This is a genomic window from Roseibium album (genome assembly GCF_965233825.1).
Lineage (GTDB): Bacteria > Pseudomonadota > Alphaproteobacteria > Rhizobiales > Stappiaceae > Roseibium > Roseibium album.
In genome coordinates this window covers 6,380,744-6,400,075 of sequence record NZ_OZ247583.1, presented here as the reverse complement: position 1 = coordinate 6,400,075, position 19,332 = coordinate 6,380,744, and the positions used below count along the sequence as shown (strand labels likewise).

Genomic DNA, 19,332 nt, shown 5'->3' with positions numbered 1-19,332 from the left:
CATGCACAAGCCGGTCTAGACCCATTGTTCTCCGCAAAAGTGGGGTCCGGCTGTCGGCAGTTCAACATTGCAATTCTCGTCGCCTTCCCCCTTGAGGGGATAAAGATAAGGCGATTTGTTGCCGAACCCGTCCTTACCCGCATAGAGGGTCCAGTTGCCGAATGTCTTGGAGTTCACGCTGTCACCACCCTGGTTTCCGCCCAGGAGTTTGAAGTTCTTGTGTTTCCTGGAATTGACGTTGCCCTCGGGGCTGCTTGGCAGATCGCCGACTTCGTCGAGGAAGGCGACATGGTCCCAGTTCTTCTTGTTGTGTCTCATGACAATGACGCAGCCTCTGGTCGGTTCACTCAAAGCCTTGAAACGCCATCTTCTTTTCTGCAGGAAAGAAAAGGCACCGGCGCTGCCGGAGTGGCTGTATCCTGCGGTGTGCAAACAGTAATTCACAAAAGCCGCGCACCAGTGATGGTTGTTGATTTTTCTGGTGTGCTTCAGTTTCAACTCCCAAGGGTTCCCACCCATGTATGGGCAAGCTTCGAAATACCCCTCGTCGACACGCGTGTCGCCTTCGGAGATTGCATTGCCATCGTCGTTTACCCAGTTTGTCTCCTGCTCGTTCAAAGCGATGGCCATCCAGGGCGCCTTCAGATTGAGTGCCTCGACCGAAATCGCCTTGACCGGGGATCGACCAGGCGCTGACTTGGGCAACCAGCCTGGTTGCGGCAAGATTTTCAGAACGATCCTGACTTCCGCCCGCATGCGGCGCCAGGTGTCCGGTCCCAGCATTCCATCGCCGCTGATCCTCTTGCTAATCTGGAAGACTGCGACGTATTGGCTGAAGTCCTCACGCGTCAAAAGACCATTTGATATGCCGAGTACACGACAAACACCGGACCAATAGTGAGACCAACCGATGCGCCGTGCGCGTTTGGCATTGTACTGTCCGGCCTTTTTCGCCTGCTGGGGTGTCAGAACACTCGGAACCGAAGCGTTCGCAGCTGCGATGTGATGTGCCGTGAGTATGTTTTGTATCGTCATCAACCCGACTCGTCTTGCTGTTCGAAAGGACGAAACCGCGAAGCGCCGAGCAGCCGGAGGAAGTGTGATGTGAATACAGCCACTAAGTGCTGCTGGTCGTTTAGTCCGCCGGCTGTCCGAGCAATCTGTTCGTTGCGATTTCGGGTCTGATTGTCAGGTCGGATCGTAAAATCGGTGTCATATTCACGCACGGTCCGCGATGCGAGGCGTCCGCCGAGCATAAAAAATGCGTCAAAACAACTTTGCCCGCGCTGCGTTTTGCTTGAACCACAGAATTTGAAGGTCCGGTAGCGCTGGTTGTTCAACGATGCAGATGTTGCCGAGCCAAAAATGAAAACCCGCGCTTTTCCGCCAGATCCATTGCGGTCTTTTTGTCCTGAGACTTGCCGGGTCCTGTTCTGAACGCGGCAAGGGTCAGCATGGCGGCGGGTTCGAGAACGAGATCGCCTATTTCCAGGGCACAGGCAAGGGCTGCATTGGCCTCGGCTTCTGCTTCGCTCAGCCTGTGGCTTGTTCGAAGCAGTTCTGCCTTGTTCAACTGAAGCCAACCTTCAAACTGGCGCAGTTTCAGTTTCCGTGCCGCCTCCAGTTGACGGTTGAGCAGGTTTGCGGCTTCGTCGTTCCTGCCGGCAGCGAGAAGAACCGGGACCGCGTCGCAGGCAAACCAGGACCGGAAAATCGGCGCATCGATCTGTTCAGAGCGCCGAACGGCATCCATCAACAGCGCGAGCGCTTCTTCCGCATTGCCTGCGACGAGGTGAACCCTTCCCAGCCGATGGAGCGAGAAGATCACGTCTAGCGGCCTTTTGGTTTCATTGGCCAGATCGAATGCACGTTCACCATGGCGCAAGGCTGCTTCGAGCTGACCGTTGAGACCGTAGGCGTTTGACAGGTGGCCATGGCACCAGACGGATCTCGTGCCGGTGTGGCCGAACCGTTCATGCCGGTTGTCTTCCCAGAAAGGAACGGTCGGAGCCAGAAGCGCGAGCGTTCCTTCCCAGTCTCCCATGAGAGACCGGGCCTGCGCCTCCGCCAGCTTCGCTTCATAGTCCGTCTGCTGGCCCCTTCCGGACGCCTTTCCAGCGCTCCGGGCGTATTCAATTGCCTTGTGCAGATGGCCATGTGTGCTGAAAAGGTAGCTCTTGCTGATCTGAACGGCGACGTGGAAGCCACCATCGTTCAGGCTCGCCGCGATGGTCTCGGCAAGGTCGAGCTCTTCCAGCGCATCTTCGTAAAGACCAAGCGGCACGAGGACCGGACGAAGCTTGAGCGCAAGGTCAAGTCTCTGACGTGTCGTATCTTCGCCGGACCGTTCCAGGGCCTCGACGGCCTGGCGGTAAGCCTGTGCGGCCAATGCATATGAGGAAAGAGCTGTGTACCGGTCCGCTGCACGGCTGTACCATTCGACTGCAGCCGGCCAGTCTTCAGAGCGCCATGCGTGAAGTGCGATGGCAGCGGGGTCCATGTCGGTCCGTTCTTGAAGCAATGCACAGGCCTTGGCATGGAGTGCGACAGAGTCTGTTTTGGGGATCGAAGCGTAGACGGCATCATGAAGGAGTGCATGCCGGAAACGGTGCCGTGCCGCAGTTCCAATACCTGCCTTATGGACAATTTCTTCCTGCCTGAGACGTGCCAGGGATTCGTCCAGCTGCGCTTCCGTCAGGCCCGCAAGATCGGCGATACCACTGTCGGCGGCTTCGAAACCCAGGACCGCTGCACATTGGAGAACCCGCCGGTCATCTGCAGGCAGGCGATGGATGTGCGCGTTGAGGACATCGCGGATCGTTTCAGGCACGGCTGCGTATTGAAGTGAACCACTGGAGGCAATGGCACGCGCAGTTTCCACCAGAAGAAACGGATTGCCGGCTGCGCGACTCAGGAGTTGATCACGTGTTTCGTCCGACATGCCGCCAGCCCAGGGCGCGATGAGCGCTTCTGCCTCCTTGCTCAGGAGCGGTGTCAGGCGCATGAGGCGGAATGAACTCCGACCGATCCAGCTGACCTGGAATTCCGGGCGGAATGTCGCGATGACCGTCAGCGGCTCTGCCGAAATCTCGCCGACCAATCGGTCGAGAAATTCCGCTGAATCCCGGTCAAGCCAGTGGACGTCCTCCACCGCGAGTATGACCTCTTGCCGTCCGGACGCACCCAGAATGACTTCGCTGGCCAGCTTGAACACCTGTCTTCGCTGTTCCTCCGGCACCAGGCGGCTTCGCTCTTCATCAGTGGCCAGTCCCAGAAGTCCCAGAAGCACTTCACGATAGACCGCCCGGATCTGCTTCGTTTTGATTGCGGCATCGATCGACGCCCGGCCTGGTTCGTCTCCTGCGGAAATCTGTGTCGCTAGAAATCGTGCAATTGCACCGAATGATCTTGACGCCTCGCGCTCGTAGCCCTCGATCATGAGGATCTGAACGTCTTCACGAGTCTCAAGGAACTGCCGGAGAAGCGTCGACTTGCCGATCCCTGCTTCTCCCACGACACCAACGATCTGGGCATTCCCCTGCCGGGCCTGGAGGAAAGCGGCATGCAGTGTTTCAAGTTCCGAACGACGTGCCAGGAACGACTTGTTTTGCGGACGGGCATTCAGCCTGAGTTCCGTTGCCGGTGATAACACGCACTGTCCCGGCTTGGCCGTCTGCAACAAGGTCTGTGCGTCAGACAAGAGAGGCGCCAGGACAACATGGCCAGGAACTGCAGGACTTTCGGTGGCACTATCCACTATGTCGCCCGACACGACCGCGACCTTTACCTCGTCACCGGCGCGCGCTGCCAATGCCCTCGCCGCGTAAACGGCTGCGTCGGCGTGGCGTTCGACCAACCCTGAGGCACCGAAGACACATGCAATCGCCGCTCCGGCCTGTTCCACGATTTGAGCCGAACCATCGACAAGCGTCTTTTCGAGCAGGGCGCGCACCTGTGCAAAAACGGTTGCAAATTCTTCCGGGTCCGAAGTGCTTGCGATTGGCGCGACCGCAAGGAGAGATACGCTCCGTCGCTCGCGGAAATCCGGGTCACCTGACGGAACAGCCGGTGGATCAGGCAGTGCCGGTTCTGGCGGTGGTGACGGTTCTCCGGCCGTCCGGGCCGAAAGCTGATCGCGAAGCCCGTATGTCGCTGGCTCCGGCTCAATCTGGAGGGTCTCTCCAAGTCTTTCCCTGAATTCTTCGAAGAGCGCGAGAGCGGACGCCCGTCTTTCAGTTCTCGAGAGTGCCTCCATCCGGTGGCGGAGCGCGTCTTCGTTGTAAGGATCTATCTGCAATCTGAGCGAGGCAACTGCTTCAAGACCTGCCCAGTTCCTGTCGGCGAGAAAGTTTCCGGCGGTGATTGTCATGGCTTCGGAAATTCGGTTTTCCAGCGATTTCCGTTCCAGGTCGAGCCAGTCCTGAAAGGCCGGGTCGATGCGACCCACATTACCAAGAAGTTCGCCGCGATACGTTTTGGTCACGGTAACAGGATCTGCTGTCAGGTCCGCCAGGAGGGTTTCGACATCGCACCGGAAACTGCCGCGCTGCAATCCTATTGTTTGCCGGCTAACATCGAGTTCCGGTGCGCCCGCGGACGCGAAGACTTTCTGGATGTGATAGATCGTCTGCCGAAGCGAGGCGCGGGCCTGAACCTCATCCCGCTCGCCCCAAAGCCGGGCCGCTGCTGTTTCACGTCTCAATTGCCCCTCTCGTGCGAGCAACGCAATGACAAAAGCCGCGTGGCGGGTTGGGAACGCCAGCAGCCGTTCCTGAAAAAATATCTCGAGCCGGCCTAACAGCCGGATATCCAGATAATCATCATGTTCCATCCAGAAGCCTCGCTTTGGCGCGCGATTTTGCGAAAATTTAACGTGTTACCGGCGCCGCGACCAGTTTTTGTGACGGGCGAAAAACGGTGCCTGACCAATCCTTCTCCTGTGAACGTACAGGAGACGGGATATGAATGACCTTGCAAAACAGCTGCCGCAGATGAGCGGAGACCTCTTTGTCACCGATGGCGGCATCGAGACGACATTGATATTCGACTACGGGATCGACCTGCCGCTTTTTGCAGCTTTCCCCCTGCTTGCAACGGAAGATGGCCGAGAAGCGCTGCGACGTTACTACCGAAGTCACGCATCTGTTGCCGCAGCTCACGGAACCGGCTTTGTCTTTGAAAGTGCAACATGGCGGGCCAGTCCGGACTGGGCGCAAGAACTCGGTATCAGCCAGGAAGAACTGATCGCGCTCAATCGGTGCTCTGTTTCGGTGATGGCCGAGTTGCGTGAAGAGTTTCCGGGACTTCGGAGTGTTCTGTCGGGATGCATCGGGCCACGTGGTGACGGGTACGACCCGGGTGAAATCATGTCGCCGGAGGAGGCAGAAGCCTATCATGCCGACCAGATCAGAACCTTTGCCACTACCGAGGTGGATTTGGTCACCGCGATCACGATCAACAATACGCCGGAGGCGATCGGTGTCGTGCGGGCGGCGAAAGGCCAGGGCTTGCCAGTGGTAATCTCATTTACCGTCGAAACCGATGGACGGCTGCCGACCGGGCAGACTCTCGGTGCCGCAATCAGAGAAGTCGACTTGCGGACTGAAAATGGTCCGGCCTATTTCATGCTGAACTGTGCCCACCCGGACCATTTTCGCGAGACGTTGCGCACGGGCGGCCACTGGCGCGACCGTATCCGCGGGATCCGTGCAAACGCCTCTCGCCTCAGCCATGCGGAGCTCGATGAGGCTGAGGAGCTGGACGACGGCAATCCCGCTGAAACAGGGCGCGACTACGCTGAACTCAGGGAGCTCATGCCACAGCTCGTCGTGCTCGGCGGATGTTGCGGTACCGACCACCGGCATATCGAACAGGTTTGCCTGGCGGCAAAGGACAGGCAGACCGCCGCCTGACCCGGCACGCTCGTGTGCCGGGCGATGAGACCGCCTTTCAACCAGAGGACGTCAAGATGAAATCACCATACCGGTTCTTTGCAGGACCAATGGTTCTGGCCGTCTGCATGGCCGCCAGCCACTCGTACGCAAGTGATGTCAAGGAAAGCGCAGCTCCGAGTGATTTTGCGTGTTCAGAACGTCTTTCGCAATCCGCAGGCGCTCCGGGTCATTTCACCTGCCTATTCAGCGCATTGTCGTCACCCAAAATGAGCATCGTCCAGTTCGTGCAGACCAGGACAAGGACCGAAAGCTCGTATTTTTCGGTCGACAGACGCCATCGTCCTGCCTGGTGGCGTTCCGCCGGGAGCAAGCCCCGACACGGTGAGAACTTCTGATCCGTTTCTCGTCCACTACCAATGGAGTGGCAAGATGCCTTCATTGACCCTCACAGGACTTCTCACTTCCACTGTGGCAGTCGTGCTGATTGCTTGTGCGCAGGCCGGTGAATTGCCGACGCCTTTGCAAGACGACGACTATCTCCACGACGGGGCGCCCGACCCAGCGGTTGTTGACCTTGGCCGCATGCTCTTCTTTGACCCGATCTTGTCCGGTAACCGGAACATTTCGTGTGGCACTTGCCACGACCCGGGCCGCGGAACCGGTGACGAGCTGGCCCTTTCGATAGGCGAGGGGGGCGAAGGTTTCGGTGCAGATCGCAGGGCTGGTTCGGGCGGCGTCACTGGCCGCGTGCCACGAAACGCGCAACCGCTCTACAACATAGGTGCCAGGGCTTATGAGTCCTTCTTTCATGACGGTCGTCTGGAACCGGACCCTGCCCGCGTCTTCCAGAGCGGGTTCTGGAGTCCCGCCCGAGAGCATCTGCCGGAAGGTCTCGACAGCCCGCTCGCAGCGCAAGCCATGTTTCCGGTACTCTCGCCTGTCGAAATGGCCGGACAAAAGGGTGAGAACCCGGTGGCGACCGCCGTCGCGGAGGATCGCCCGCAGGACGCGTGGAAATTCCTGGCCAGACGGTTGTCTGGCATCAAGGAATACCGGGACATGTTCAAGGCGGCCTTTGGATCCGGTACGATCTCATTCGTTCAGGTCGCCAATGCGCTTGCGGCTTTTCAGACGGTTGCGTTCCGTTCAAATGGCAGTCCGTTCGAGCAGAGCCTTCGTGACGGGTCGTTTTCCCGCCTTGGCAATGATGCCTGGAGCGGCCTTGACCTCTTCTATGGTCGTGCAGGCTGCAGCGGATGTCATTCCGGTCCGCTCCTGACCGATCACCGCTTTCATGCAATCGCGATGCCGCAGACCGGTCCGGGAAAGGGCCACGGCGCCGACACAAGCTATTGGCGTGCAAGCGGTTTCATGGATCGTCTTGAGGACGAGGGACGTTTTCGCGTGACCTTCGATGAAGGCGATCTCTTCGCCTTCAGGACACCGTCCCTGCTGAACGTCGCATTGACCGGCCCCTGGGGCCATTCAGGCGCCTATGACACGCTCGAAGCTGTCGTTCGTCATCATATCAGTCCAAGAAAATCGCTCCATTCCTATGGTGCTGTCCGGTTGCCAGAACTTGGTGAGGTCATTGAACAGACCGGTGCAGGATCAAAGCTGATTTTCCGATCCATGAACCCGGCACGCCGGGAGGCGTTTGATCGCCGTGACAGCTGGGTCCAGTCATCGGCAGAACTTCGAAATCGCATCGCCGGTGCCAATGTCCTGGAGGCGGTGGACCTGACTGATCGGGAGATCGATCAGTTGCTGGCATTCCTCGACACCCTGACCGATCCGGATTTCAGGGATCGGCGTGATCTCGTTCCGGCGCGTGTTCCATCCGGACTGATGCCACAACCTCCTCCTCTTCAGGCGCAGTAGCGGGAAGTTTCAACCACCAACCGCCAACTGCCAACGACAGTGCCGGTGCGATTGTCACGCACACCGGATCCCGCCCGGTTCGCATGATGCGGACCACCACCCAGGCTCAAGGCCTTGGCCTGCCTGAGCACACCATACCCAAAACTGAAAGGAACAATCATGAGACGTTCTATCCTGGCAGCATCTCTTGCCCTGTCTTTCGCTCTGCCTGCCCTGGCCGACGATGCCGTTCAAATGATCTCGGCCAATGCTGCCTATGACGCGGACGAAAGCATGTCGCTGACCTTCATATTCCATATCGATGAAGACCTTGCCGAGCAGGATGTTTTCATTGAAAAGGTCGCCGGGTCGGGTGAAGTGTTTCGACCGACCGGAGCCACGCGAAACATGGATGCGCCGCTTTATGCGCCAGCTGATGCCGTGCCGCATACGCCCCTTCAGATAGAAAACACGGGTCCATGGCCGCGTGGCAAGCCGCTCGGAATCACCCTGGGAGACTGGTTCTCCGCCAGGGGGAGTGGTCACTACACCTGCGAAAACGGCAGCGGTGTCGTGAGCCTGCAATTCGAGAACCTGGTTCCGAATGGCCTCTACACTGTGTGGCACGACTTTGCGATCTGGCCGCCCACCAAGCCGTTTCTTGGTTTTTACGATACGCCGCTGGGCTCCCGGGACGGAACGGAGAATGTCTTTGCTGCCGACGAAAACGGCTCCGCGAAATTTGTCCGGGAGATCACGCCTTGTCTCCAGTTGACCGGTGAGCAACTGATCTCAGAACTGGCCATTGCCTGGCACAGCGACGGTGAAACTCATGGACCGATGACAGGTGAGTTCTCCACCCGGACCCATGTGCACATGTACGTTCCGCTGCCCAAGCGAACCGGGCTTTAGGCGATGCAGGGCTGGTCCAACACGGATGATCGGACCTATGTTGATTCAAACAGCGGCCGTTCCGTCGAACGGCCGCGACGCTCGAAGGAGGGTTTCATGACTTTCACGATACGCCATGCAGAACCTGCGGACGCGCCAGCATTGCACGCAATCCTGACAAGCCCTCACGTTGTTCTTGGAACGATGCGCCTGCGACACATGAGGCTCAAGAACACTGAAGACCGGTTGGCCCCGGATCCGAACCTGGTGCAACTCGTCGCAGCGAGTGATGGAGAAGTGTCCGGATTTGCTGAACTTGTCTTGAATACGAACGTTCCGCGCGCGTCACACTCGGCGGAACTGAACATGGTTGTCACAAGTGAACGGAGCCAGGGCAAGGGTGTCGCCCGTGCGTTAATCGGGGAGTTGATCCGCCTGTGCGACGGTTATTACAGGATCAGGAGGATTAGCCTGATCGTCTGGGTCGACAACACGCGTGCGATCGAACTCTACCGGGCTCTCGGGTTCAAGGAAGAAGGTGTAATGCGGGACTTTGTCCGCACCGAAGAAGGCTATTGCGATGCCCTCCAGATGGCGCGGCTTTCAAACCACTGAGATGGCCGACCGCACACTTCATCACATGAGCTGACCATACCAGGAAACCGGGTTTTGGACGCAAGTGTTCGACTGGTGTCTTCAGCTCGATTTCAAGTTGCACTCGGGTGCTGTTGATCTCCATCTGCGCGAATTCCAACCGGCATGTGAATATCGGGGGATTGGTCAATTCGGCTGTATCAAATGATAGACCGGATTGCCGGACTTCAGATCCGATTTGTCGGGGAATTCAAAGTTTGGCTGGATAATCGTGCATTCAGCCGCCACATTCATCTATCAGGACCTGCTGATGAGTCGGGATGACGCTTTTGCCGGGCGCGAATCGCGTTAACTGCGTGGAATTGGGACAACATGGCCACAATAAAGGACATTGCCCGTCAGGCGGGAGCGGGCGTTTCTACCGTATCGCGTGTTGTGAACAACAGTGGCTATGTCGCGGAAGCAACGCGTGAACGCATCGAAAAAGCCATCAGCGAGCTCGGATATCGACCGAATGCCGGTGCGCGGATGATGCGCAGCGGACGCAGTAACCTGATCGGCATCCTGGTCCCGTCGATCAAGGTCGACTTCTTTGCACGTTTGGCGCATCGCCTGGAGCAGGCCCTGTTTGCGCAAGGCTATCAGTCAATGATCTGCTCAACGGCGGAAGATCCGTTACACGAAGCCAAATATGTCGACATGTTGCTTGCCCAGCAGGTGGACGGTGTTCTGATTGCGTCGGTGGACGGTGAAGGGGAGGTTTTTGCCAAGCTTCAGGACGCCGGCATTCCGATTCTGGCGCTCGACCGGCAGCTTGACAAGATTGGTGCGAAGTCGGTACGCGCCGATCACTATCTGGGTGGGCTGATAGCGGCGCAGCATTTGATAACCCTGGGGCATGAATTGATTTCGGTCGTTGGAGCGCCAAAACAATCCGAACCCGTGATCTTGCGTGCGGCTGGCGCAGCGGCGGCTTGCAATACGGCCGGACTGCCGGCCCCCAGGACGGTGCTGGGGACCGAACACAGTGTCCAGGGGTGCGCCGCGCTCGGCCACGAGGTTCTCAGTTGCACGCCTCGCGCGACTGCGATCGTGGCAACCAGTGACGTGGCAGCCATAGGCATCTTGCACGCGGCTCGGGTACTGGGCATTGAGATACCCCGCGACCTGTCATTGACGGGATTTGATGATACGCCGATGGCGTCCTACGTTTTTCCCTCTCTGACGACTGTCGCACAGCCAATCGATCAGATTGCCAACGAGGCGATTACAGGATTGTTGCGCATGATCCGGACGCCGGAGAAAGGGAAAACGGCGGAGGATGTCGTTTTGCCGGTCACGCTTAACGTGAGGCAGTCGACGGCTCGTGTACCGAAATAGTGTAGGTCGTGTGAAATTCACGGTTTGCGGCGAAATCAAAAGCCGTTGCGTCGCCCAGTCTCGAGACGGGGTTGTCATCTGCAGACACGCAAGTACCGAGGTCGAATGCGGCGCGAACAGGCTCGACACCCAAGGCAAGATGACGGCTTGACCAGGGTTCGACGGCACGGCCCCGGTTGGAAATCCACAACATCACAAAGGGAAACCGGGCTGCATCGTAACAGAGCTTGGTGGCAATTCCCGTCAATTGATCTGTAATCGTGACGTGCCCGGTCCCTCCCAGTGCCATCAAACGGGTTTCGTTCTGACCGGAGTGCGGCAACCTGCTGAAATCCACGACACCGCCTGTTGTGTCCCTGACCAAGTCCAGGCTCTCAGACACGGCGCCAGGGAGTGCCGGAGTTGGATCCGGCGGCGGTGTTTCCGGATGGGCGATGACCTTTGTGGCTCCGCTTACCTCGACCCGCATCCGCAACGGGTCGTCCGGAAGCGCAAAAACCGGATGCAATCCGACCGGTAATCTGCAATCGCGTCGCGGCAAGATCCAGAGATCAAGAACGATCCCGTTCGCCTCAGGCTGTACCCGGCGACGCAGTGAGTGGACGGGATGATCTGCGGGCATTTCGATCCGTGCATCCAGACTGCCGGCGGATGCAGAAATCTCCCAGTCATGATGGGCGGCATATCCGTGTGCAAACGTATCCTCCCAGCCGAGAGATCTCGGCCAACTCGGCGGCAAGTTGTCATGCCGGGCGCCGAAAGGGACGCAAGGCCATTCGCCGCTCAATCCCTGCATCAGGCCGTCCAGTTCGCTGACATTGTCTTTTCCCACCCAGGGTGCCGTGTGCAACGGACGGACGATCTGTCCATCCGGCAAATTCACGCAGAGGTCGCGCAACATGGCCCCGCGTTTCTGCATCGTGACCTGCCCGGTCTCCCATTTCAGTGTTCTGTCACCTGTCATTTGCGATCAATGTAAAAGTTGACGAAAACGGCACCGAGGATCAAAGCACCTCTGACGACCTGCTGGGCATAGGGGTTGAATCCCCAGAGCGTCATTGCGTTTATCAATACACCGAGGAACAGAACTCCCACGAAAGCGCCCCAGATTGATCCCCGCCCTCCAAACAGGCTAACGCCGCCAATGATGACTGCCGAGATCACCTCCAACTCCATTCCGCGCGCAATTGTTGGATTGCCGGAGTTGATCAGGGAGGAATAGATGATCCCGCCGGTCGCCGCGAACAGCGCGACGATGATCATGCAGATCTTCTTGGTGCGCCAGATGTCGATACCCGACAGCCGAGCGGCTTCCATGTTGCCCCCGACCGCATATATGGAACGGCCAAGGGTGGTAAAATTCGCGAGCACATAGGTGAAAACGAAGGCAACTGCGAGGAGATAGACCGGGACCGGGACACCCAGAAAGCGACCGCTGCCGATGATGTAGTACCATGAGGGAAAGGCCTCTATTGCCGATCCGTTGGTGATCAGGTTTGCCATTCCTGCCAGCGTTGCCATCATCGCCAGCGAGGATATGAAGGTCGGAACGCCGACCCGCTGACGCAGCATTCCATTGAACCAGCCGACGAATCCCGCAAAACAAAGGGTAACCGCGATGCCCAGAGCTACAAAATACCAGGCCGGTTCGAAGGCGTCGCCGGACGCCTTTTCGACAACCCAGGCCGTCAGGCACGCGGATACGGCGACCATCGAACCGACCGAAAGGTCAATCTCCCCGACAATGATGACCAGTGCCATGCCGAATGCGATCATTCCCGGCACCGCGATGTTTCGCAGAATGTTCAGCTGATTGTCGATCGTCATGAAACCGCGAGCGGTAAAGGCAACAAGCACATAAAGTGCGAGCAGTATCAGCAACATCGAGTGGCGTCGCAACTGCGTCGCAAGATGTGTATTGGTCATGCAGCGGCTCCGGTGTCATCGCCGGTCATGCAGGCGGCGTAAAGTGATTTTGGGTCAAGATCTTCGTTTAGGAATTCGGCGGACAGCCTGCCCTCGTGCAGCACGAGAACGCGGTCACAGCAATCGGTCAGGTCTTCCAGTTCCGTTGACACCACGATGCAGGCAAGTCCTCGCGCCGCCATGTCCCAGATGATTTCATAGATCTGGCGTTTGGCCTGCACGTCGACACCGCGCCCGGGCTCGTCAAAAAGCAGGATGTCGGGCTCGTTGTTCAGCAAACCGCCGACGACGATCTTTTGCTGGTTGCCTCCGGACAAAGACGACACCGGGGCCATCGGGTCCCCGATCTTGATATGCAGACCGGCGACCTGTTTGTCGACAAAGGGTCTTTCAAGAGCGAGGTTGGTCCAGCCGCTGGGTGCGATCCGCTTCTGCCCGACGCGACACAAATTGGCGTGACTTGCTGCAGATTGTACAAGCCCTGAAACCTTCCGATCCTCCGAAGCGTATCCGATGCCTGCTGCCTTCATGGTAGCGATCGACGGGTTGGACACTGTATTGCCCTTGACCGCGATCCTGCCTGCATCCGCACGCCGCGCCCCGAAAATCGTGTGCAGCAACTCGGTGCGTCCGGACCCAAGCATTCCTGCAATTCCCAGAACTTCACCGTGATGCAGGTCAAACGAGACGCCCTTGAAGAACGGGGCCAGTTCGAGATCGCGCACCGACAGGGCCGAATGCGTTTTGTCAATATGGCGGGTCGGTCGTTGGAGAGGCGGCAACTCGCCGAACATCATGTCCAGAATTACCTTGGGGCTTGCCTTGTCGATTGCCACCGAGCCGATCAGCATTCCGTCGCGGATCGCAGTGACGGTATCCGCAATTCTGGGCAATTCCGCGAGGCGGTGGGAAATATAGATGATCGTGACACCGCTCGTCCGCAAACGATCGACCAGTGCGAACAATTGCCCTACCTCTGCATGGGCCAGTGCCGATGTCGGTTCATCAAGCAACAGGATCTTTGGCGCCAGGCTCATCGCCTTTGCGATTTCGACGATCTGCTGGCGTCCGATCGACAGATCACCTGTTGTCGCGCGCGGGTCGATCATTGCGGCTCCTATTTCGGCCAACAATGATCTGGAATCGTCATAAAGCTGTTTCCAGTTCACCAGCAGGCCGCGCTTTGGCAACCTGCCCAGGTAAATGTTTTCCGCAACGCTGAGACCGGGAACAAGGGACAGTTCCTGATGAACCGTGACGATTCCCGCGCTGTTGGCTTCGCCAGGGCTCTGGAATTCCAGTTTCCGGCCGTCCAGGAACATTCGTCCTTCTGTCGGCTGGATGGCGCCTGCGAGCATTTTGATGAAGGTGCTTTTGCCCGAGCCGTTCTTGCCGATCAGCGCATGAACTTGTCCGCTTTCAAACTTGTGCGTGAATTGATCGAGGGCTTTGACAGCACCGTAATGCTTGGTCAGGCCCTCAAAATGAAGGTTACTCATAGCGGAAATCCTTTGCCGGCCCTTCGCCATGATATCTGGCGAAGGGCCGAACCGGCTTACTTCAGGGATTCCACGAATGCGGCGATGCCATCCGGGTCGGCACGGCTGAGCAACAATGCGGGAACGGATGTTTCCGCCTCCGCCGAGCCACCTTCCAGTAGGTCGAGAGCAGCATTGGCTCCCATGGCACCCATATCTTTTGCCGACTGCGCGGTGGTCGCCTGCAGGACATTGTCACCGGCCATCAATCCACGCGCGAGTTGCTCCGAGCCGTCAATGCCGAACACATAAACCTTGCCCGCCTTGCCGGCATTGCGAACCGCCTGCATCGCACCCACCGTGCCGCCCTCATTTGCCGCATACAGCAGATTGATCTGCGGGTTTGCCGTCAACATGTCTGTGGCGACCTGCACGGCCTTTTCAGGCATCCAGGCATCTTGTTCCGTAACGACCGTAACGGTGTTGCCCTTGGTTACCGCATCCTTGAACCCGCCGGTGCGCGCGCCGCTTTGTTCAGGAAGCAGGCTGGAGAAGGCCATTATGCCGACCTGTGCTTCGCCACCGAGTTCGGAGTTGATGAACGCGGCCGCTGCATTGCCGGAAGACGCACCAAGATCATAGTTTGCAGTCGAAAAAGTCGCGTTTGCGATGGATTTGTCCTGCAGGCCGCCGTTCAAGGCAACAACCGTGATCCCCGCGTCTCGAGCACGTTTCAGGGATCCTGCCGAATTGGTGGCGGACAAAGGCGCTATGACAATTGCATCGACACCACGAGAAATATACGTGTCGATGGCCTGCGCCTCTCGTGCCTGGTCACCATCAATGTTCAATTCCAGCACTTCTGCCCCCCGGGCTTCCGCGGCTTCGCGTACACCTTGCTGCAGCGATTTCATGAACTGGTCGCCCTGAAAGACAATACTTGCGATGACACGTTGATCCTGCGCCAGGGCGGACCCTGCAACTGCCATGGTGAGGCCCAGTGCAGATGCTCCCAGGAAAATTCTCTTGCTCATTTTCATCGTCGTTTCCTCCCTTTAAGATTCAATGTTACGTGTGACTGATCGGCTGCAACGCCGCCTCCCGGGGCGTCAAAGCTGATTCAATGCAGGAATACCTCCCGTTGCCGTTGGCGAGCGCAGGCATGCTGCGGCCATTTTGTTTCCGAGCTGGACGCATTCGTGCGCGGGCCAGCTTTCATGCAATCCGTGCAAAATGCCGGCCGCGAACGCGTCGCCTGCGCCGACCGGGCTGATGATTTGCGATCTGGGAAGCTGCGGCACGTCGAACCAGAGCTCCTGATCAGCCGTTTTCCAGAGCGAAAGTCTGGGTGTGTGCAGGATGCATCCCTGCCGCAATCCGCCTTCCAACAGCCGCGTGGCTGCAAGCGCCATGTTTTCCCGGTCAGCTTCACCTTCAAGCGGAACGCCGGTGGCACGCGCGGCTTCCGTCTCGTTCAGGAACAACCAGTCGATTTCCGGCAATGTTCCAAAGACAATCTCGCGATAGCTATCGTTGAGTGATGACACCAGATCCACACAAGTCAGTATCCCCAGACGCCGTGCCTGCGCCAGAATTCCGGCAGCACCGGTGCGGCCATCGGGTCCAACGGCATCCAGACGCGGCAGTAGGTTCAGGTAACCCAGATAGAAGATCCGCGGACCGTGCGCAGCCATGGCACCGATAGGCAGATTGTCGACGCCCAGATGCGAATTGGCTCCGGGGTGATAGAAGAAGGTGCGGCTGTCACCCGGGACATTCATCACATGAGTGTGTGCCGTACGCAGTTCGCGAACCGACTGGAGATAGTCAACACTCAGTCCGGCAGCCCGGCAGTGTTGAAGCACGGTCTCGCCATGCTCGTCCTGACCCAGCAATCCGACGGGCAGAACCGGGTAGTCGCTCTTGAGGGCAGCGAGATCAAACGCGACGTTGGCGGCCCCGCCGCCCACTCCGACGGTCTGCCCGGTGATCACGACCAGATCCGACTTTGCCGGCCACTCCGGAATGTCGTGAATGATGTCCACGATCCAGTTGCCTGCACAAATCACACCGCGACCACCGGCCATCACCCAACCTCATTCCAGAGCTGGCGATAGGGAGGCTCGTCTTCGAGGATTTCACTGAAACGCCCTAACGGCTCCAGGAAATAGTTGTCGGTCAGGTCATCGTTGCACTGGCTTACCTCGGCTGCAAAGACGGGCGCCTTTTCACCCCAGAACCGGTGCTGGACCCCGCGTGGAACCGTAATGCTCTGACCTGCCGTCAATCGGTGAACATGACCGAACATGGGCGCAGGCATGCCATCGATCCGGACAGTTGTCCCGGCTGTTTCCAGAACTGCGCCATCCGGTATCAACTCGAGGCAAAGCGTCCCGCCACCGCGGACAATGATGTCCTCAAGCTTCTGTTTGTGCGCGTGAAACGGTGTTTCCTGATCCACGCCGACAAAAAGCAACTTTTCTGCATAGGGTCGTTCGCCCGGCGATCGCGTGCCATTGCGGACGCAAAACAGTGTCAGGCCGCGGTCCGCGAACGCACCGGACCCAAAATCGGTGACATCCCATCCGAGTTGCCGGTCCCGCAGCCATTTGCTCTGGCTCGCGTTCACGCGATGATCGTCAACCGACCAGCATGCCCAGTCCGGCAAGGCCCAGCTGTACCGGGCGAGTGTTTCTTCAGCCGCCCTGAGCGCCTGATTGATCTCGGAGCGGTTCATTGGCTGTATTCCACGTCTTGGACCTGACCGGTTCGTCCCGACGCCAGCGCAGCATTCAATATGGCGTGGTGATCAGCCGCTTCGGCCGGGGTGGCACAGGGGAAACCGCGCGCATCGCCACCAGCCAGTTCATCGATGAATGCAGCCCACATCTGCTGAATGGCATCCGCAAATCCGAATTCAAAAATGCCGCCGGTGATTGCTGGAAACAGGGATTGATAGCCCAGATCCTCGACCTGCCAGGCCTGCGCGCCACCGGCCTCGTAGTGCATGTACTGCCACTGCCGCGGCGATTTGGTGGTGAACAGGGCCGAGCCTTTCATGCCGAGCACCCGCAGGGACCAGGTATTCGATTCACCCGGTGCAATTCGCCATGTTTTCAGAACGAGAGGAAAGGTGCCGCCGGGCATTTCAACGCTGCCGGTTATTGTGGCGTTGTCCCATGTATCGCAGGGAACCCTGTTTCCCTTGTCGTCGGGGCGGTCGGTGACCCGGTTGACGAGGCTTGCATGCACAGATGAGGGCTTCCAGCCGAGACGAAGGGGCACGTGACAGACATGCATGCCGAGATCACCCATGCAGCCATAATCGCCATTGACGCTGGCTATCCGCTTCCAGTTGATTTTCTTGTCGGGATTGAGATCCGACGAGTGCAAGAACGCGGATTCCACCTCCAGGATGTCGCCAACCGCGCCTGAGCGAACGAATTCGATGACCCGTTGCGCGCCGGGGAAATACGGCATTTCAGAGGAACAGCGGACCAGGACGCCGGGGTGGTCGGCTATCGCTTTGGTTATGGTCGCATTTTGCCCGGCATCCATGCCAAAGGGCTTTTCGCCCAACAGGTGTTTTCCGGCAGCAACTATCTGCGGATAGAAGTCTGCATGCAGGGAATGCGGCACCGCGCAGTAGATTGCGTCTATGTCGGGGTTTGCCAGAAGTTCCCGAAAGTCCGTTGTTGTCTGTTTCAAATTCGGCAGATGGGTTGAAAACCAACCCATAAGGGCTTCATTCGTGTCGCAAACACCGACGATTTCAGGACGTGCACGGCTCTCCGTCAGATGCAGCCAGCGCGCGGCGGCTGAAGCAAATTCCCGCCCCATCAGGCCGCAACCGATAATGCCAAATCGGATGGTCTTCATGATCAAGCCACCAATGCCAGTGCATCGGCAACCGAAGTACCGTCGTGAACGATGGCCATCAGCGCGCGCGTCATTTCCGCAGGCTTTTGGTGATGGATCACATTCCGGCCGTAGACAATGCCGCGTGCGCCCTGAACCATCAGCTCCGATGTACGGGTAAGGATTTCCTCGTCTGAAACCTTGCCGCCGCCGCGCACCAGAACGGGTACACCCTGGGCGATCTCGATCACCCTGTGATACTGGCTGACATCGGTGCAGGGGTCCGCCTTGATGATATCGGCACCAAGTTCGACGGCCTGACGGACCAGGGGCACTATCTTGTCCAGATCACCGTCGACCATGTAACCGCCCCTGGCATTGTCTTGCATCACCAGCGGTTCGACCATCAACGGCATGGAGGCCAGATCGCAAAGATGTTTCAGCCCGTTTATGTTTCGAACGCATTGACGATAGACTTCGGGTTGATCCGGCAAGCTGAGCAGATTGACGACGACGCAAGCCGCATCAAGTCGGACAGCCTGCTCTACAGGTTGGTCGATCACTTCTGAAAACAGCAGCTTCGGCAGTGGCGTGCCGTAAACATTCGCAACATCGGTGCGCAGCACGAGTGCCGGCCGGTCCTTGCCGGGCCGGGCTTGCAGCAGTGGAGCGGTGCCGGGGGGAAGTTGAATGGCATCCGGGGCAGCCTTCGCAACGACTTCAACGGCTGCCGCCATGTTCTCTATCCCTCCAAGGAAGGATTTTTCATTGAACATTCCGTGATCAATGGCGACGTCGAAACAATTCCCGGACATGCCAAAGAGACGGTTGATGCGCGCAGCTTTCATATTGAAATTTCTCCAATGCACTCATTATGGAAACGTTACCATATTTTCATAATCGAAGCTTATGGAACGTGTCAATGGAAATATGAAATCGTTTCCATATTCATGTCAAATCGACTCGAATTTCAGGTCGCGCCAACCCATTTGAAAAACGGATATCTTGAGAAAACGGCGGTGCAGGCGCCTCAGGCATACGCGATGTTTTTCCAGCAGCGCACTCGGACCCTGGCGTCATGATCTGCTGGTGCGCCCTGTGCTTGCCAGGAGCGCGAACATCGGGAACCGGAAATTATCTTTCCGGCTTGAGCCGGAATAAAGCGGGCTTCGCGCTCGCTGCCTCATACCGGGGGGCTCAGAAGGGCCTTGTCGTATTTTGTTTTTGCAGTCGACCGTGGCCTGGCCGTACGCACGGGCAAGGCGGCAATAAACGAACTTTGCTTGATGTGCGATTGTTCATCGATGGCAACAGCAAAAAACGATCTGGTACTCGGGAGCCAGTCAACCCGACGAAAATCCGTTGGACCGCACTCTCGCATTCACACGTTGAGCGGCAAGACGCTGGCGGGAGCGGGGTCGTTCGGGTTCTCGCAACCGCCCAGAAGCGCC

General features: G+C 58.1%; 16 protein-coding genes. 5 read left to right on the top strand and 11 right to left on the bottom strand.

Annotation, left to right across the window (positions count from 1 at the left end; translation table 11 throughout):
- Positions 1-15 precede the first annotated feature (15 nt).
- Both ACO6TI_RS29415 and ACO6TI_RS29410 read right to left on the bottom strand, forming a co-directional pair.
- Complete coding sequence (locus ACO6TI_RS29415; RefSeq protein WP_422383906.1) at positions 16-1,035, bottom strand: CHAP domain-containing protein; 1,020 nt, start codon at positions 1,033-1,035, stop codon at positions 16-18.
- Positions 1,036-1,336: 301 nt separating this feature from the next.
- Entirely contained in the window at positions 1,337-4,831 is a 3,495-nt protein-coding gene (locus tag ACO6TI_RS29410) for an AAA family ATPase (RefSeq protein WP_422383905.1), read from the bottom strand.
- A 130-nt stretch (positions 4,832-4,961) separates the two neighbouring features.
- Between ACO6TI_RS29410 and ACO6TI_RS29405 the strand changes: the two genes are divergently transcribed.
- Together ACO6TI_RS29405 and ACO6TI_RS29400 are read left to right on the top strand one after the other, a co-directional pair.
- Positions 4,962-5,912, top strand: coding sequence for a homocysteine S-methyltransferase family protein (locus ACO6TI_RS29405; protein ID WP_422383904.1), 951 nt, complete (start codon positions 4,962-4,964; stop codon positions 5,910-5,912).
- Positions 5,913-6,323: 411 nt separating this feature from the next.
- Positions 6,324-7,775 carry a cytochrome-c peroxidase gene (locus tag ACO6TI_RS29400; RefSeq protein ID WP_422383903.1) on the top strand — a complete coding sequence of 484 codons (1,452 nt, stop codon included), beginning with the start codon at positions 6,324-6,326 and terminating at the stop codon, positions 7,773-7,775.
- Here the strand turns inward: ACO6TI_RS29400 and ACO6TI_RS29395 are convergent.
- The gene (locus ACO6TI_RS29395) at positions 7,763-7,936 is read right to left on the bottom strand and encodes a hypothetical protein (protein ID WP_422383902.1); all 174 of its coding nucleotides are present in this window, start codon (positions 7,934-7,936) and stop codon (positions 7,763-7,765) included. The genes ACO6TI_RS29400 and ACO6TI_RS29395 overlap by 13 nt on opposite strands.
- Here ACO6TI_RS29395 and ACO6TI_RS29390 point away from each other — a divergent pair.
- The 3 genes from ACO6TI_RS29390 to ACO6TI_RS29380 all read left to right on the top strand — a co-directional run bounded on the left by ACO6TI_RS29390 (position 7,935) and on the right by ACO6TI_RS29380 (position 10,619).
- Entirely contained in the window at positions 7,935-8,666 is a 732-nt protein-coding gene (locus ACO6TI_RS29390; RefSeq protein WP_422383901.1) for a hypothetical protein, read from the top strand. The two genes, ACO6TI_RS29395 and ACO6TI_RS29390, sit on opposite strands and share 2 nt — an antisense overlap.
- 96 nt (positions 8,667-8,762) lie before the next feature.
- A complete protein-coding gene (locus ACO6TI_RS29385) occupies positions 8,763-9,260 on the top strand; it encodes a GNAT family N-acetyltransferase (RefSeq protein ID WP_158705286.1) in 498 nt (165 codons plus the stop codon).
- Positions 9,261-9,611: 351 nt separating this feature from the next.
- Positions 9,612-10,619 carry a LacI family DNA-binding transcriptional regulator gene (locus ACO6TI_RS29380; RefSeq protein WP_104701229.1) on the top strand — a complete coding sequence of 336 codons (1,008 nt, stop codon included), beginning with the start codon at positions 9,612-9,614 and terminating at the stop codon, positions 10,617-10,619.
- On the opposite strand, the gene ACO6TI_RS29375 is transcribed toward ACO6TI_RS29380, so the two are convergent.
- The 8 genes from ACO6TI_RS29375 to ACO6TI_RS29340 form a co-directional block, all read right to left on the bottom strand.
- On the bottom strand, positions 10,582-11,583 hold the full coding sequence (locus ACO6TI_RS29375) for a hypothetical protein (protein WP_422383900.1): 1,002 nt from the start codon (positions 11,581-11,583) through the stop codon (positions 10,582-10,584). The genes ACO6TI_RS29380 and ACO6TI_RS29375 overlap by 38 nt on opposite strands.
- Positions 11,580-12,545: an ABC transporter permease gene (locus tag ACO6TI_RS29370; protein WP_082442694.1), complete on the bottom strand. Its 966-nt coding sequence runs from the start codon at positions 12,543-12,545 to the stop codon at positions 11,580-11,582. Before ACO6TI_RS29370 ends, ACO6TI_RS29375 begins: the two co-directional genes overlap by 4 nt.
- The gene (locus ACO6TI_RS29365; RefSeq protein ID WP_422383899.1) at positions 12,542-14,044 is read right to left on the bottom strand and encodes a sugar ABC transporter ATP-binding protein; all 1,503 of its coding nucleotides are present in this window, start codon (positions 14,042-14,044) and stop codon (positions 12,542-12,544) included. The genes ACO6TI_RS29370 and ACO6TI_RS29365 overlap by 4 nt, the downstream gene beginning before the upstream one ends.
- 56 nt (positions 14,045-14,100) lie before the next feature.
- Positions 14,101-15,057 (bottom strand): substrate-binding domain-containing protein, encoded by a 957-nt coding sequence (locus ACO6TI_RS29360; RefSeq protein ID WP_172670737.1) that lies wholly within the window; start codon positions 15,055-15,057, stop codon positions 14,101-14,103.
- A gap of 75 nt (positions 15,058-15,132) precedes the next feature.
- On the bottom strand, positions 15,133-16,110 hold the full coding sequence (locus ACO6TI_RS29355) for a carbohydrate kinase family protein (protein WP_422383898.1): 978 nt from the start codon (positions 16,108-16,110) through the stop codon (positions 15,133-15,135).
- Positions 16,110-16,760 (bottom strand): D-lyxose/D-mannose family sugar isomerase, encoded by a 651-nt coding sequence (locus ACO6TI_RS29350; RefSeq protein WP_055110917.1) that lies wholly within the window; start codon positions 16,758-16,760, stop codon positions 16,110-16,112. Before ACO6TI_RS29350 ends, ACO6TI_RS29355 begins: the two co-directional genes overlap by 1 nt.
- Positions 16,757-17,905, bottom strand: a complete 1,149-nt coding sequence (locus tag ACO6TI_RS29345; RefSeq protein ID WP_422385344.1) for a Gfo/Idh/MocA family protein — start codon at positions 17,903-17,905, stop codon at positions 16,757-16,759. Before ACO6TI_RS29345 ends, ACO6TI_RS29350 begins: the two co-directional genes overlap by 4 nt.
- Complete coding sequence (locus ACO6TI_RS29340) at positions 17,905-18,729, bottom strand: class I fructose-bisphosphate aldolase (RefSeq protein ID WP_422383897.1); 825 nt, start codon at positions 18,727-18,729, stop codon at positions 17,905-17,907. The genes ACO6TI_RS29345 and ACO6TI_RS29340 overlap by 1 nt, the downstream gene beginning before the upstream one ends.
- Positions 18,730-19,332: the final 603 nt, after the last annotated feature.